This is a genomic window from Streptomyces sp. NPDC107559 (genome assembly GCF_055657365.1).
Map to the genome: position 1 here is coordinate 239,568 of NZ_JBVKBD010000003.1, position 14,175 is coordinate 253,742.

Here is a 14,175-nt window from a genome sequence, read left to right on the forward strand (position 1 = left end):
TCTACGGAGATCAGGCTCCGCGGGCAGGGGTCGAGGCCGGTCGCCTCCGGGGCGCGCCGGGCCCGACTCGCGAGGGCGGGCGCCGGGTTCCCCGTTCGTGGCAGCGGAACGCGGCCCAGCACACGGCCAGGGCGAGGGCGAAGACCGGCAGCCAGGCCAGCCGGGCCGCCACCCAGCCCAGGCCGTCGGGCAGGGTGTGCAGGCCGGGCAGCCGCCCCACGGTCAGCGCGGTGGCCGTGGTCGCCATCAGAGCCGTCTGATGCCAGAGGAAGACGGTCATCGCGGAGAGGTTGACCAGCGCCACCGCGGCCCAGGCCAGGGGCCGTCGCATCGCGTGGCGCAGCCGGTCGCGCAGCAGCAGCGCCAGACCGCACTGGGCCAGCCCGAAGGTGACCGCGGCCAGGGTCGGCGGGTCGAGGTTGGAGACCTCGGCCCCCGGCACGCCGACCATCGACGCCGGGTAGCCCGCGAAGGCCACGAGCAGCGCCGTCGCCACCGCTCCGCCGGTCAGCAGGACCCAGCCCGCGCGCGGCCGTTCCAGCTCGCCGCGGGCCCAGGCGGCGCCCAGGGTGAAGGGCACCAGCCAGCCGGCGGCCACGTTCACCCAGCCGAGCCAGGACGGCCCGCCGAGGCCGAAGCGGAGCAGGTCCACGTGCAGGACGACGGCCAGCGGCCACAGCGGGTTGAGCCGGGCGACCAGCGGGGTGAGCGCGGTCAGGCAGGCGAAGACCACGAGGAACCACAGGGGGGAGAGCGCCAGCTTGACCAGGGTGCGGACCGTGCCGGTGTCCACGCCGGCCAGGAGGAGGGCGAGCGTGACCACCGTCCACAGGATCAGTACGGCGGCCACCGGGCCCAGCAGCCGGGACAACCGGGCGCGCAGCCATCGCCCGTAGGTCACGCCGTCGGCGCGGGCGCGAGCCTGGCTCCTGGTCGCCACGTGCCCGCCGACCAGGAAGAACACCGCGAGCGTCTGGAAGGCCCAGGAGACGGGGGCCAGCCATGGCATGTGCTGGAGCGGGCTCGCCGTGTGCAGCGCGCCGCCGTCCGCGACGAGTGCCGTCACCAGCCAGTGGCCGAGGACGACACCGAGGATGGCGAAGGCGCGCAGGGCGTCGACGGCCCGGTCGCGCGACGCGGGGGTCGCGCGGTCGATCCGGTCGGCGCCCCGTCGTATGCCGGCCGCCACGCCACGCAGGCCGGTCGGCCGCCGGAGCTGTAAGGGATCGCGCTCGCGGACGGAGTCAGGCACGGGTCACCTCCGAGGTGTCGCCCAGGACGATCCGGGTCAGGTTGGCGAGGGAGACCGAGCCCGGGGTGAAGTAGGCGCTGTGGCCGCCGGGGCCCGCCGCGAAGACGCGGGCGCCGAAGGCCGGGGACACCGGGTCGGTGCCGAAGCCGACGGTCGTGCCGAACAGGTCGGTGCTGATGTGCGGGACCTCGGCCACCCAGTCGTCGGCGCCGCGGGCCGCCCACACCCGGGCCCGGGTGCGCAGCCCGCTCACGGAGCCGGCGCCGGTGCCGGGACTGCCGAGCAGGGCGATGTCGTCGACGGCCAGACCGGCCGCGGCCCGGCCGCAGACGACGGAGCCGTAGGAGTGGCAGAGCAGGGAGAGGTGCGCCCGGGGGCCGGTGAGGGTGTGCAGCTGCCGTACGAGCTCGCGCAGCCGCGGGGCCGCCTGCTCGGCGCGGCCCGTGGTGGTGACCGCGGCGCTGACCGTGCCGGGGGTGCGGTAGCCGAGCCAGGCCACGACCGCGGTGCGGGTGCCCTGCGGGGCCTGCCGGGCGAGCTGCGCGCGCAGCGCCACGGCGCCCGCGCGGAAGCGTGCGTAGGTGTCGAGGGAGGTGTCGGAGCCCGGGACCAGGACCGCCACCCGGTCCGCCCGTGCCAGGTCGCCGACGACCTCGGTCGCCAGGCCGGTGCCGCGCCCGTCGAAGGCGAGGAGGTGCCGGTCGGGTCCGGCCAGGCCACGGTCGGCGGCGGCCCGGTGCCGGTCGCCGTGGGCGGCGGCCATCCGGGCCGCCTCGGCGGCGTCGGCCCGGTTGGCGGCGTACACCTCGTCCAGCGAGGCGGCCGTCACCCGGCCGAGGGCGGCGGGGGGCGGGGCGGGGATCTCCGGCCGGGCGGCGGCGGAGAGCGGGACCACCACGGCCGCGGCGACGAGGGTGGCGAGCAGCCCGCGGCGCCGGCGGCCCGGGTGCCGTGGGGCGGTCGCCCGCACGGTCGCCGGCCCCGTGGCCGGCCCTCTCCCGGTGTCCGCCGCGTCCGTGTCACGGCGCATCGCCGCCCCCTCCCGGTCCGCCCTGTGGTCCGGCCGTCCGGCCTTCGGGCTGGTACGGAGGGGAAGTTACGGAGCCGCACGCGTCATCCGCGTCCCGCCAGGGAACGCCTCCGCGGCATCGCTCTCAGGTACTACGGGTACTACGGGGGACCGCTCGGGGCGGACGCCGGGAACGCACCGGCACACCGCCGACCGCCCACGCCGCCGTCCCGACGGCTCGTCACATCCATTGCTCACCAGGCCAGTTGGGCGATCTCCTCCGCCACCACCGCGCAGGCGTCCGCCGCCGGGTCGATCAGCGGGAAGTGGCCGACCTCCGCGAGCAGCGTCAGTCCCACCATCTCGCCGGCCTTGGCCGCCGCGTCCGCGAACGCCTCGGCGACCGCCGGCGGGACGTCGAGGTCGTCACGGCCCTGGACGAGGGTGGTCGCGATGCCGGTGGGGAGCAGCAGCGCCGGATCGGCGTACGGCTGCCGTACGCCGAAGTACTCCTCGCCGCCGAGGAGTTGTCCCGCCGCGCCCCCGCACACCTCCAGCTTCTCGGAGACCGCGAAGTCGGCGATCGGGGCGAGGGCGACGACCCCGCGCAGCGCGGCGGGGCCGTCGAGCCGCCAGGGGGCGTCGGCGGGCAGGACGTGCCGGGCCGCCGCCCACAGGGCCAGCTGGCCGCCCGCCGAGTGACCGACGACGACCGTACGGCGCGGGTCCGCCTGCGGAAGGACCTCCCGGACGAGGGCGGGGAGGGCGTCCAGGGCGGCGGCCACGTCGTCGAAGGTGTCCGGCCAGCGCCCGGCGACCGGGGCGGCGCCGTCCGGCGCGGGGGCCGTGGAACCGCGCCGGTACTCGACGTTGGCCACGGCGAAGCCCCGGCGGGCGAGGAAGTCCGCGAACGGGGTGATGTGCCGCCGGTCGTACGGGGCGCGCCAGGCACCGCCGTGCAGCAGCACGACCAGGGGGGCACCGGCGTCGGCGGCGGTCTCCGTGCGCGGGACGTAGAAGTCGATCACCTGGTCGGGGTGATCGCCGTACGCGGCGGTGCGGTCGGGGTCGACGGCGGGGTGCGAGAAGGCCGACTCCTCTTCCGCGGCGGCACGGGCCGCTGCCGCGGCGTCAGGGGCTGCTGCGTCGTCCGGCATGCTCCAACCTCTCAGCGACGAAACGGACTTTGCCGGCCGGGGCCGGGTGCACCGAGGGAATTCGGCCGTCGGCGGGGACGGTATCAGGCCGATGACATGGGCGGACAGGCAGATGTCACCCTCGGTGAGGGCTCGGGCCCGTACTTCGGCAGCCCCCGGGGACCGGTACGGCGCCGCGCCCGGAGGAAGACCCCGGGCGAGGCGCCGTACGACCGTTCAGTGCCCCGGCACTAGCTCTGCGCGCGCACCTCGGCCGGAACCTCGTCCAGCACATCGGCCAGCACGCGTGCCGCCCGCTCCGCGTCCGCGAAGCCGACGTACAGGGGCGTGAAGCCGAACCGCAGGACGTCCGGGTGCCGGAAGTCGCCGACGACCCCGCGCTCGATCAGGCGCTTCATGACCTCACCCGCGCCGTCGCAGCGCAGCGCCACCTGGCTGCCCCGCTCCTCGTGCGCCTCCGGGGTCAGCGACTGCACGCGCCCCTCGGGCACATAGGCCTCGACGCACTCCAGGAAGAAGTCCGTCAGGGCCAGGGACTTGGCGCGCACCGCCTCGGCGGTGACCCCGTCCCAGACCTCCAGGGCCGCCTCCAGCGCGAGCATCGACAGGATGTCCGGGGTGCCCACCCGGCCCCGTACCGCGCCCGCGGCGGGCTCGTAGGCGCTGCGCATGCCGAAGGGCTCGGCGTGCGAGTTCCAGCCGGGCAGCGGGGAGTCGAAACGGTCCTGGAGGTCGTGGCGCACATAGAGGTACGCCGGTGACCCCGGGCCGCCGTTGAGGTACTTGTAGGTGCAGCCGACCGCGAGGTCCACGCCGTGCTCGTCGAGGCCGACCGGCAGCGCGCCCGCGCTGTGGCACAGGTCCCAGACGGCGAGCGCGCCCGCCGCGTGCGCCGCGGCGGTGAGGCCGGGCAGGTCGTGCAGCCGGCCCGTGCGGTAGTCGACGTGGTTGAGGAGCACCGCGGCGGTACGGCCGGACAGCGCGCCCGGCACCTCGGCCGGGTCCACCGGGCGCAGGGTGCAGCCGGTCATCCGGGCCGCCGACTCGGCGATGTAGCCGTCCGACGGGAAGGTGCCGGCGTCCACGATGATCTCGTCCCGCCCCTCCCCCGCCATCCGCACCGCCGCCACCAGGGCCTTGAAGACGTTGACGCTGGTGGAGTCGCCGACCACGATCTGCCCGGGTGCCGCGCCCACGAGCGGAGCGATCAGGTCACCGATCCGCTCGGGCGCGGTCCACCAGCCGCCCTCGGTCCAGGAGCGGATGCGCAGCTCGCCCCACTGGCGGCCGACGACGTCCGCCATCCGGCCGGGGACGGCCACGGACAGCGCGCCCAGCGAGTTGCCGTCCAGATAGACGGTCTCGTCGAGTACGAACTCGGCGCGCTTGGCGGCCAGTTCGTCGACGGCGTCCAGCTTCCGCGCACGTGCCTCGTACTCGGTGGGACCGGTCGTCTCAGACATGGGACCTCGCCGTCCACAGCTCGGGGAACACGTTCTTGCGGGCGCGCTTCTCCAGCCAGGCCACGCCGGCCGAGCCGCCGGTGCCGGCCTTGGCGCCCATCGCGCGCCGGGTGGCGACGAGGTGGTCGTTGCGCCAGCGCCACACCAGTTCGGCGACGTCCGTGAGCGCCTCGCCCAGTCGGGCGACCTCGTCGCCGGCGTCACCGGAGTAGACGGCCGTCCAGACCGCCTCGACCTCCGGGGACGGCTCGTAGCGCAGGGTGACGTCCCGTTCCAGGACGGCGGCCGGGACGGCGTGCCCGCGCCGGACGAGGAGGCGCAGCACCTCGTCGTACAGGCTCGGCTCGTGCAGCGCCTTCTCCAGTTCGGCGTGGACGCGCGGCGCGCCGCGGTGCGGGACCAGCATCGACGCGGACTTCTCGCCGAGCAGGAACTCCATCCGCCGGTACATCGCCGACTGGAAGCCGGAGCCCTCGCCGAGGGCCGCGCGGTAGGAGTTGAACTGGGCCGGGGTGAGCTGTCCGAGCGGCTTCCAGGAGGCGTTCAGCGCCTCCAGCTCGCGTACGGACCGCTTCAGCGCGTCGATCGCCACCGGCACCCGGTCCTCGCGCAGGGCCTGCGCGGCGGTCTCCCACTCGTGGACGACGACGGTGAACCACAGCTCCATGACCTGGGTCGTGACCAGGAAGACCATCTCTCCGGGATCGTCCGAGAGGGTGTGCTGGAGGTGGGTGAGCACGTCCGCCTTGACGTAGTCCTCGTACGGCGTCGTGCCTGCGAAGTCGAGATGCGGGGTCTCCGGCTCTTGAGCCTGGCGAGCCTCGTGGGACATCGCTGTCTCCTGTTGTGTACTCCGGGTAGCGGTCCGCCCCTGCCATTGTCGACACGGGGGCCCCGGTCCCCAACGGGCATCCTCCGCGATCGTCCCTCGAAAGAGCAAGGCCCGCCCGGTCACGGGCGGGCCTCCGTCCGGGCAGGCAGAAACCGCCCGACAGGCCCTAGCCCAGCGTCTGGGCGGCCGTCAGCGAGGAGTCCTTCAGGAACTGCGAGCAGCGCTCGTACTCCCCCTGCTCCCCGATCGCCTGGGCGGCGCGGGCGAGGGCGTGCAGGGCGCGCAGGAAGCCGCGGTTCGGCTCGTGCTCCCAGGGGACCGGTCCGTGGCCCTTCCAGCCGTTGCGGCGCAGGGCGTCCAGACCGCGGTGGTAGCCCGTACGGGCGTAGGCGTACGACTCCACGACGGCGTCGCGCTCGAACGCGTCGTCCGCGAGCTGGGCCCAGGCCAGCGAGGACGTGGGGTACTTGGCGGCGACGTCGGCGGGTGCGGTGCCGGCGGCGAGCAGCTCGCGCGGCTCGTGCTCGTCGGGGAGGTGGGTCGGGGGCGGACCACCGAGGAGGTTCTCGTGCATCGTCATGGACTCCAGTCTGCTGCATTGTCCTTGATCGGTAACGGTTGCGTACGGCTCTGCCGAACGGGTGCCTCCGGGTGCACACTCCTGCCGGACCGCCAGTCGATCACGCGCACTTCAACGGGGGACCGGATGCCCACGCCGAACGCTGCCCGCGCCCGCCGACTCGCCCTGCTCGGCGTACTCGCCGCGGCCACGACGCTGGCGGCGACCGCCTGCCGCCCGGACGGCACCGGCGCCGCCGGACCGGCCGCCGCGCCCTCCGCCACGGCCACGGGCACTCCCGCCGCCTCCGGGGGGCCGGGCTCGGCCGACCCCGCCTGTGCCGGGGAGTGGGGTCATGTCGACGTCCGGCTGTACGGGCACGCGATCTCCCAGGACGTGATCCGGCTGACCGTGCAGGAGGGGCGCTGGGCCTGCCGGACACCCGGTACCCCGGTCTGGCAGACGATCGGCCCGAAGCACGGCATCCGGCTCGCCGAGAACGCGCTGATCAGCGTCGGCGCGCCGTTCCAGGACTCCGCCGTGAACCGGCCCGTCGGCGTCCAGACCTTCCTCGCCCGGCTCGACGGCGCGGCCGCGCAGCCGGGGAGCCTGCTCGTCTTCGGCTACCGGCAGAACGCCGACAGCGCCATCGTCCGGCTGGACCAGCGCCACAGACCCTAGTACCGCGGGAGACCCTGGTACCGCGGGAGACCCTGGTGTCGCGGGAGCTCTAAGGCCTGCCCGCCTTGCCCGGACCGGTCGTTCCCGTCCGGGGGCGGCCGGGCTCCACCGGCGGCGAGGTCACGCAGCCGTGCGTACGGCACTCGGGGCGGCGGCAGTCCGGGGCCGGGCGGCGCACGGTCGTGAACGCGATCGCCGCCCCGACCACCAGCACCGCCGCGCACAGCGGCATCGCCCGCCGGAACGCGGCGTCGAAGGCGTCCGCCGAGCGGTAGGCCTCCGGCCCCATCCCGGCCAGCAGCGGCAGCGCGGCCACCGCGACGAGCCCGGCCGCGCGGGCCGCCGCGTTGTTGACGCCGCTGGCCAGGCCCGCCCGCGCGGTCTCCACGGAGGCGAGCACGGTCGCGGTCAGCGGCGCGACGAGCGCGACCATGCCGAGGCCGAGCACGAGCAGCGCGGGCAGCACGTCCGTGACGTACGAGGCGCCCGGTCCGACGCGCAGCATCAGCAGCATCCCCGCGGCACACAGCAGCGGACCGACGGTGAGCGGGATGCGCGGGCCGATCCGCTCGCCCAGCTCGCCCGAGCGGGCGGACAGCAGCAGCATCAGGGCGGTGGTCGGCAGCAGCGCCGTACCGGCGCCGAGGGCCGAGTAGCCCACCACGACCTGGAGCTGGAGCGCGGAGAGGAAGAAGAAGCCGCCGAAGGCCGCGTACACGCACAGCGTGACCAGGTTGACGGCGGTGAACTGGCGGGAGGCGAAGATGTCGAGCGGCAGCATCGGATCGGGGCTGTGCTTCTCGACGTAGACGAAGGCGACCGCCGCGAGCACGCCCAGGACCGCGCTGAGCGCCACGGCGAGGGAGCCGCTGGCCGCCTCGACCAGGGCGTACGTCACCAGGGCGAGCGCGAGGGCGCCGAGCACCGCGCCGAGCACGTCGAAGCGTCCGTGCGCACGGCCGTCGGAGGACTCGGGGACATGGCGTACGGCGACGGGGGCGCAGATCAGCGCCAGGGGGACGTTGAGGAGGAACACCCAGCGCCAGCCCGGCCCGTCCACCAGCCAGCCGCCCAGGAACGGGCCGACGGCCGCGCCGATGCCGCCGAAACCGGACCACAGACCGACCGCCCGGGCCCGGTCGTCGGGGTGGAAGGACGCCTGGATCAGGGCGAGCGAGCCCGGGGTCAGCAGGGCGCCGCCGATTCCCTGGAGGGCACGGGCGGCGATGAGGACGCCACTGTTCGGGGCGAGGCCGCACAGCAGCGACGCGGTGGCGAACCAGACCACACCGAGGACGAAGACCTTGCGCCGGCCGTAGTGGTCGCCGAGGGAGCCGCCGAGCAGGATCAGCCCGGCCAGCGTCACCAGGTACGCGTTGACGGTCCACTGGAGGGCGGCGAGGTCGGCATTCAGATCGCGGCCGATGGTGGGCAGCGCGACGTTGACGACGGTCGAGTCCAGCAGGGCCATGCTGGATCCGAGGACCGTGGTGAGCAGGATCCAGCGGCCCGTGGGGCTGGAGATCCTGACGGCGGGAGTGTGCTGTGCGGGGACAGCCATGGAGAGATCATCCCTCCACGGCTGTCCCCGGGCCAGCCCTCCGGCGACCCGGGGGTCGCCGCAGCCGCCGGTTACTTGATCCGGGTACCCGCGGAGCGCAGGTTCTGCGTGGCCTCGACGACGCGCTTGGCCATCGACGCCTCGGCCAGCTTGCCCCAGGTGCGCGGGTCGTAGGTGGACTTGGAGCCGACCTCGCCGTCGACCTTCAGCACACCGTCGTAGTTGCGGAACATGTGGTCGACCACGGGGCGGGTGAACGCGTACTGCGTGTCCGTGTCGATGTTCATCTTCACGACGCCGTTCTCCAGCGCGGTGGCGATCTCCTCCTCGGAGGAGCCGGAACCGCCGTGGAAGACGAAGTCGAACGGGGACGCCTTGCCGTACTTGGCGGCCACACCCTCGTTCAGCTCCTTGAGGAGCTCCGGGCGCAGGACGACGTTGCCCGGCTTGTACACACCGTGGACGTTGCCGAACGACGCGGCCAGCAGGTAGCGGCCCTTCTCGCCCAGGCCCAGCGCCTCGACCGTGCGGATCGCGTCCTCGACGGTGGTGTAGAGGGAGTCGTTGATCTCGTGCGAGACGCCGTCCTCCTCGCCGCCGGTCGGGGTGATCTCGACCTCGAGGATGATGTTCGCGGCGCGGGCCTTCTCCAGCAGCTCCTGGGCGATGGCCAGGTTGTCGGAGAGGGTCTCCGCCGAGCCGTCCCACATGTGCGACTGGAACAGCGGGTTGCGGCCGGCCTTGACGCGCTCCTCGGAGACGGCGATCAGCGGACGCACGTACCCGTCGAGCTTGTCCTTCGGGCAGTGGTCGGTGTGCAGCGCGACCGTGACCGGGTACTTCTCGGCGAGGATGTGCGCGTACTCGGCCAGGGCCACCGCGCCGGTGACCATGTCCTTGCTGTACTGGCCGCCGAGGAACTCGGCACCGCCGGTCGAGATCTGGATGATGCCGTCGCTCTCCGCCTCGGCGAAGCCGCGCAGAGCCGCGTTCAGGGTCTGGCTCGAGGTGACGTTGATGGCCGGGTAGGCGAACTTGCCTGCCTTCGCCCGGTCGAGCATCTCGTTGTAGACCTCGGGGGTTGCGATGGGCATCTGTCCGCTCCTTGTATGTGCGGGTGGGGTTCTGCGTTTACGGCCCTGACCTAGACCTTGAATGTGACGTCGTCGTCGGCGACATCTTTCCAGACCTGGGCCGATGCTGGGTGCAGCGCGTCCCGCCCTGTGGACAACTCCCGTCCGGCCGTCGAACACCCCGCGGGCAACCCCGTACGACGGCCGAACGGAAGGCCGGACCTCAGTCCAGGCCCAGCTCGTCCTTGGAGAACGCGAAGCGGTAGGGCACGCCCGCGCCCGCCTCGATCTTCTCGGCCGCGCCGGTCGCCCGGTCGACGATGGTCGCCACGGCGACCACCTCGGCACCGGCCTCGCGCACGGCCTCGACCGCGGTGAGCGGGGAGCCGCCGGTGGTGGAGGTGTCCTCGACGACCAGCACGCGCCGTCCGGCGATCTCCGGCCCCTCGACCCGCCGTTGCAGACCGTGCGCCTTCGCGGCCTTGCGGACGACGAAGGCGTCCAGCTTGCGTCCGCGCGCGGCGGCCGCGTGCAGCATGGCCGCGGCCACCGGGTCGGCGCCCATGGTCAGGCCGCCGACCGCGTCGAAGTCGAGGTCCGCCGTCAGGTCCAGCAGCACCTGGCCGACCAGCGGGGCGGCCTCTCCGTCGAGGGTGATGCGCCGCAGGTCGACGTAGTAGTCGGCCTCCAGTCCCGAGGAGAGAGTCACCTTGCCGTGCACCACGGCCTTGTCCTTGATCTGCGTCAGCAGCTCGCCACGTACGTCCGTCATGTCTGCCAGCTTAGAGGCGCCGCCAGCTCCACGTGGTGGTGGCCTCCAGCGGCTCCAGCGGTGTGACCAGGCGCGGGAGGGTGTTGAGCCCGTTGGGCGGACCGGTCTGCGGCTCGACGCACACCGCGGCCTCCTGCTCGTCGTAGACGACCACCCACTCCTCGGGGCTGGTCACCTTCAGCTCCAGCTGCTCCGGCCAGGTGAGCGTGACGTCGACGCCGCCGGGCATGCCGAAGCAGTCGTCCCAGGGGCCCGGCCGGGGCTCGACGCGGTTCCCGGTCGGCAGATGGTCGTCGCCGCGCTCCTCCTGCCAGGCCGGTTCGAAGGCGACCCGGACGTCCTGGCCGCCGAGGTTGCGGTGGAACCAGGGGTGCCAGCCGATCTGAGCCGGGAAGGAGGACGCGTACGTCTCCACCGACATGGTGAGCGTGAGGGCGTCGGGGGCGAGAGCGACCGCCTGGGTGACCCGGCCGGTGAAGGGCCAGGGCTCGACCAGGTCGTACGTGATGACGGCCTCGTCCGCCGCCTTGCGCGCCACCCGCCAGGCACCGTCCCTCGCGGTGCCGTGGATGGCGTGCGGCGGGGAGTTGAGCGGCATCCGGTGGACGGTGCCGCCGTCCCGGAACACTCCGTCGCGGATCCGCCCGCACCAGGGGACCATCGGGAAGCAGCCGAAACGCTCCCCCTGCCGGAGCAGCTCGACGCCGCCGATGCGGAGCCCGCCGATCCGGCCGCCGTTGCCCGGCTGTACTACGACTTCCGCGTCTCCCGCGGTCAACGTGATGTCTTCGTTACTCACGGAACGACCCTACTGGGCGGATCAAGAGGACCGGCGGCTCGGTGCTCAGCGTCGCTTGCGCAGGGCGCGGCCGACCACGATCGCGGAGGCCACCACCAGGGCCGCCGCGGGCGCGGCCCAGCGGAGGGTGGGGTTCGGCGCGATGGTCTGCGGCGCGGGCACGGGTGCGTACCGCCCGCGCGGCGGCGCGTGGTCCACCTCCTCCGCACTCCGCCCGATCATCGTCCGCCGGGCGTGCGCGGCCTCGGCGGGAGGCTCCATGGAGTCCATGGGCGTCACGGATTCCATGGGTTCCATGGGCGCCACGGCTTCTTCGGGCTCCTCGGGCGCAGCGATCTCTTCGGGCTCCTCGGGCTCCTCGGGCTTCTCGTGCTCTGTGGGCGGCATGGCTTCCGCGGGCTTCTCGGGCTCGGCGGGCTTCTCGGGTTCCTGGGACTCAGATGACCCCACGGCCTCTACGGACTCCTCGGGTGCCTCGGACTCCTCGGCCGCCTGGGGTGCCTCGGGCTCCGCGGACTTCTCGGGTTCCGCGGACTTCTCGGGTTCCGCGGACTTCTCGGGTTCCGCGAGCGCCACGGCCTCCTCGGACTCGGACCCGGGCTCCTCCAGCTCCACAGGCGCTACGGCCTCTACGGGTTCCGCGGGTTCCGCGGGTTCCGCGGGGTGCGCGGGTTCCGCGGGTTCCGCGGGTTCCGCGGGGTGCGTCGGCCGGACAGGCTCGGCCGGGCCGGTGGCCGGCTGCTGCGGCGCCGCGGCGCCGGGCTGCGCGCCGCCCGCCCGGGCGGCCTCGTCCGGTGCGTCCGCCTCGTCCGCACCCAGCCCCTCCGCGAAACGGTTCAGCAGCCGGGTCACGGCCGCGTCGACCGCCGTCCTGGGCAGTTCGGTCACCCGGCCGTCCGCCGTGGCCGTGCCGCCGAAGGCGAGAGTGGTGCCGCCGTCCGTAGCGGCCACGCGCAGGACCAGGGCGAACGTCACCGCCCCCGGACCGCGCGCCTCGGTCGCCTCGCCCTCGACGGCGTACGCACCGTCCTCGCGCGCCGTGACCCGGACGGAGCCCCGGTAGGTGATGCTGTGGCTCCCGACCCGGACCTTCAGCCGTCCGCTGCCGGGCTCGCCGCCCGCGTCCTGCTGAAGCCCGGGGACCGCGCGGGCGACCCGGGCGGGGTCGGCCAGCGTCGCCCTGAGCCGCTCGGCGGGAACCGGAACGAAGACCTCATGCTCCATGTCGTCGGAGCCTACCCAGGGGCCGCCCCGAATACCTCCCTCTCGGCCGGAGACACCTGCGCGTACCGGGGCGGTTCAGTACCGCGGATGGACCAGTGTCGAGGCCGGCAGCCCCCGGATCCGGGTCCGGTCCGCGGCCCGCGCGTCCGCCGCGAGCCCCGCCCGGGTCAGGGTGCGCGGCGGACGCTCGTCCCGGGCCAGGCCCAGGACCGGACGGACGTCGGCCCGCGCCAGGACGAAGCCCCAGTCGAGTGGCGCGCGGGTGGCGGGGGCGGACCGGCCCAGGTCCGCCCCGGAGCCGTCGTCGTGATCGGCCACGCGGTAGGGGGCGGTGCGCAGACCCGCGGCCCGCACGGTGGAGTCCACCGTCCAGAAGTCGCGCCGACGGCACGCGACCTGCCCGGCGTGCACCACCAGCCGGCCGCCGCTCGTCAGGACGCGCCGGGTCAGCCCGTAGAACTCCAGCGAGTACAGCTTCGTGCCGGCGGTGACGGCCGGGTCCGGCAGATCCGAGACGACGACGTCGTACGCCCCGCGCGGGGCCCGGCGCAGCCAGCGGAAGGGGTCGGCCGTCGTCACGTGCACGCGCGGGTCGCCGTACACGTGGTCGTTCAGCGCGGACAGCGCCGGGTCGGAGCGCGCCAACCGCACGACGCCCGCGTCGAGTTCGACGATGTCGACCCGGCGCACCCCGGGGTGGCGCAGCACCTCGCGGGCGGCGAGTCCGTCGCCGCCGCCGAGGATGAGGACGCGTGCGTGCGGGCCGTTCATCGCGGGGTGGACCAGGGCTTCGTGGTAGCGCCGCTCGCCACGGCCGCCGGCCCGCAGCCGGCCGTCGAGGAAGAGGGTGACGGGACGGCCGTGGACACCGCCGGTGAGCACCACCTCCTGCACCTCGGTCCGCACCGCCACCCGTACGTCGTCGCCGTACACCGCGCGCCGTGCCGCCTGTTCGAAGTCGCCGACGAGTACGGCGGCCGTGGCGAGGACACCGAGCACGGCGACGTTGGCGAGCAGCAGCACCCAGCGGGCGCGGCGGGTCAGGTCCCGGCGGAACAGCCCGAGGACGAGGGCGCCGCCGGCCAGCACGTTCACCGTGCCGGTGCACAGGACGCCGGTCAGCTGGCCCAGGACGGGCAGCAGCAGGAAGGGGAAGGCGAGGCCGCCGACCAGGGCGCCGACGTAGTCGGCCGCGAACAGGTCGGCCACCGCACCGCCGGCGTCCTGTCTGCGGATGCGCTGGATCAGCTCCATCAGCAGCGGCACCTCGGCACCGATCAGCAGGCCGATGACGAGGGAGAAGACGACCAGCAGGCAGCGCGGGCCGTCGACCCACAGACCGCCCCAGTCGCCGGTCCAGGCGAACACCGCGTACAGGACCATGGCGCTGCTGCCGCCGACGAGGGCGAGCGCCGCCTCGACCGCGCAGAAGCCGGCGGCCGCGTGCCGGCGCAGCCGTTTGGCGGCGAGGGAGCCGATGCCCATCGCGAAGACCATGACCGACAGCACGACCGAGGCCTGGGTGACCGAGTCGCCGATCAAGTACGAGGCCAGGGCGACGAGTTCGAGTTCGTACACCAACCCGCAGGCGGCGCAGACGAAGACGCCCGCGAGGACCAGGAACCGTCCGGTGCCCGGCCGGACCGGCAGCCGCGCGGGGCCGCCCCAGGACGGCGAGGTGCCGGGCGGGGCGGGGGCGCGCGACTCGATCACGACTGCGACGTTACGTGACGAACACGGCACGCCTCGTCACCCACACGTGTGGAAATACCCGCTGTTCGGGTGTCTTGTGT

13 protein-coding genes are annotated in these 14,175 nt (G+C 74.2%); 1 reads left to right on the forward strand and 12 read right to left on the reverse strand.

From position 1 onward, the window contains the following. Window positions 1-10 precede the first annotated feature (10 nt). The 6 genes from ACZ7OY_RS12530 to ACZ7OY_RS12555 form a co-directional block, all read right to left on the reverse strand. On the reverse strand, window positions 11-1,198 hold the full coding sequence (locus tag ACZ7OY_RS12530) for an acyltransferase family protein (RefSeq protein ID WP_471911673.1): 1,188 nt from the start codon (window positions 1,196-1,198) through the stop codon (window positions 11-13). Window positions 1,199-1,244: 46 nt separating this feature from the next. Continuing rightward, entirely contained in the window at window positions 1,245-2,282 is a 1,038-nt protein-coding gene (locus ACZ7OY_RS12535; RefSeq protein ID WP_471911380.1) for an alpha/beta hydrolase, read from the reverse strand. A 233-nt stretch (window positions 2,283-2,515) separates the two neighbouring features. Continuing rightward, a complete protein-coding gene (locus tag ACZ7OY_RS12540; RefSeq protein ID WP_471911381.1) occupies window positions 2,516-3,418 on the reverse strand; it encodes an alpha/beta hydrolase in 903 nt (300 codons plus the stop codon). Window positions 3,419-3,648: 230 nt separating this feature from the next. Then, complete coding sequence (gene kynU, locus ACZ7OY_RS12545) at window positions 3,649-4,881, reverse strand: kynureninase (protein WP_471911382.1); 1,233 nt, start codon at window positions 4,879-4,881, stop codon at window positions 3,649-3,651. Then, a complete protein-coding gene (locus ACZ7OY_RS12550) occupies window positions 4,874-5,713 on the reverse strand; it encodes a tryptophan 2,3-dioxygenase family protein (RefSeq protein ID WP_471911383.1) in 840 nt (279 codons plus the stop codon). The genes kynU and ACZ7OY_RS12550 overlap by 8 nt, the downstream gene beginning before the upstream one ends. Window positions 5,714-5,879: 166 nt before the next feature. Continuing rightward, window positions 5,880-6,293 (reverse strand): DUF3151 domain-containing protein, encoded by a 414-nt coding sequence (locus tag ACZ7OY_RS12555; RefSeq protein WP_471911384.1) that lies wholly within the window; start codon window positions 6,291-6,293, stop codon window positions 5,880-5,882. A gap of 126 nt (window positions 6,294-6,419) precedes the next feature. On the opposite strand from ACZ7OY_RS12555, the gene ACZ7OY_RS12560 reads away from it, so the two are divergent. Further along, window positions 6,420-6,953, forward strand: a complete 534-nt coding sequence (locus ACZ7OY_RS12560; RefSeq protein ID WP_471911385.1) for a hypothetical protein — start codon at window positions 6,420-6,422, stop codon at window positions 6,951-6,953. Between the two features lie 49 nt (window positions 6,954-7,002). Here ACZ7OY_RS12560 and ACZ7OY_RS12565 read toward each other — a convergent pair whose 3' ends face one another. The 6 genes from ACZ7OY_RS12565 to ACZ7OY_RS12590 form a co-directional block, all read right to left on the reverse strand. Continuing rightward, on the reverse strand, window positions 7,003-8,514 hold the full coding sequence (locus ACZ7OY_RS12565; RefSeq protein WP_471911386.1) for an MFS transporter: 1,512 nt from the start codon (window positions 8,512-8,514) through the stop codon (window positions 7,003-7,005). A gap of 71 nt (window positions 8,515-8,585) precedes the next feature. Beyond that, window positions 8,586-9,608, reverse strand: coding sequence for a class II fructose-bisphosphate aldolase (fbaA, locus tag ACZ7OY_RS12570; protein ID WP_471911387.1), 1,023 nt, complete (start codon window positions 9,606-9,608; stop codon window positions 8,586-8,588). 202 nt (window positions 9,609-9,810) lie between these two features. Next, window positions 9,811-10,359, reverse strand: coding sequence for an orotate phosphoribosyltransferase (gene pyrE / locus ACZ7OY_RS12575; RefSeq protein ID WP_471911388.1), 549 nt, complete (start codon window positions 10,357-10,359; stop codon window positions 9,811-9,813). 10 nt (window positions 10,360-10,369) lie between these two features. Continuing rightward, window positions 10,370-11,158, reverse strand: a complete 789-nt coding sequence (locus ACZ7OY_RS12580) for an aldose epimerase family protein (RefSeq protein ID WP_471911389.1) — start codon at window positions 11,156-11,158, stop codon at window positions 10,370-10,372. Between the two features lie 45 nt (window positions 11,159-11,203). Continuing rightward, on the reverse strand, window positions 11,204-12,382 hold the full coding sequence (locus tag ACZ7OY_RS12585; protein WP_471911390.1) for an SRPBCC domain-containing protein: 1,179 nt from the start codon (window positions 12,380-12,382) through the stop codon (window positions 11,204-11,206). A gap of 75 nt (window positions 12,383-12,457) precedes the next feature. After that, a complete protein-coding gene (locus ACZ7OY_RS12590) occupies window positions 12,458-14,095 on the reverse strand; it encodes a polyamine aminopropyltransferase (protein ID WP_471911391.1) in 1,638 nt (545 codons plus the stop codon). Window positions 14,096-14,175: the final 80 nt, after the last annotated feature.

What these genes read in the sequence shown, in the direction of transcription:
- ACZ7OY_RS12535 (WP_471911380.1), bottom strand. Translation starts at nt 2,282, where the DNA reads ATGCGCCGTGACACGGACGCGGCGGACACCGGGAGAGGGCCGGCCACG.
- ACZ7OY_RS12540 (WP_471911381.1), bottom strand. Translation starts at nt 3,418, where the DNA reads ATGCCGGACGACGCAGCAGCCCCTGACGCCGCGGCAGCGGCCCGTGCC.
- kynU (WP_471911382.1), bottom strand. Translation starts at nt 4,881, where the DNA reads ATGTCTGAGACGACCGGTCCCACCGAGTACGAGGCACGTGCGCGGAAG.
- ACZ7OY_RS12550 (WP_471911383.1), bottom strand. Translation starts at nt 5,713, where the DNA reads ATGTCCCACGAGGCTCGCCAGGCTCAAGAGCCGGAGACCCCGCATCTC.
- ACZ7OY_RS12555 (WP_471911384.1), bottom strand. Translation starts at nt 6,293, where the DNA reads ATGACGATGCACGAGAACCTCCTCGGTGGTCCGCCCCCGACCCACCTC.
- ACZ7OY_RS12560 (WP_471911385.1), top strand. Translation starts at nt 6,420, where the DNA reads ATGCCCACGCCGAACGCTGCCCGCGCCCGCCGACTCGCCCTGCTCGGC.
- ACZ7OY_RS12565 (WP_471911386.1), bottom strand. Translation starts at nt 8,514, where the DNA reads ATGGCTGTCCCCGCACAGCACACTCCCGCCGTCAGGATCTCCAGCCCC.
- fbaA (WP_471911387.1), bottom strand. Translation starts at nt 9,608, where the DNA reads ATGCCCATCGCAACCCCCGAGGTCTACAACGAGATGCTCGACCGGGCG.
- pyrE (WP_471911388.1), bottom strand. Translation starts at nt 10,359, where the DNA reads ATGACGGACGTACGTGGCGAGCTGCTGACGCAGATCAAGGACAAGGCC.
- ACZ7OY_RS12585 (WP_471911390.1), bottom strand. Translation starts at nt 12,382, where the DNA reads ATGGAGCATGAGGTCTTCGTTCCGGTTCCCGCCGAGCGGCTCAGGGCG.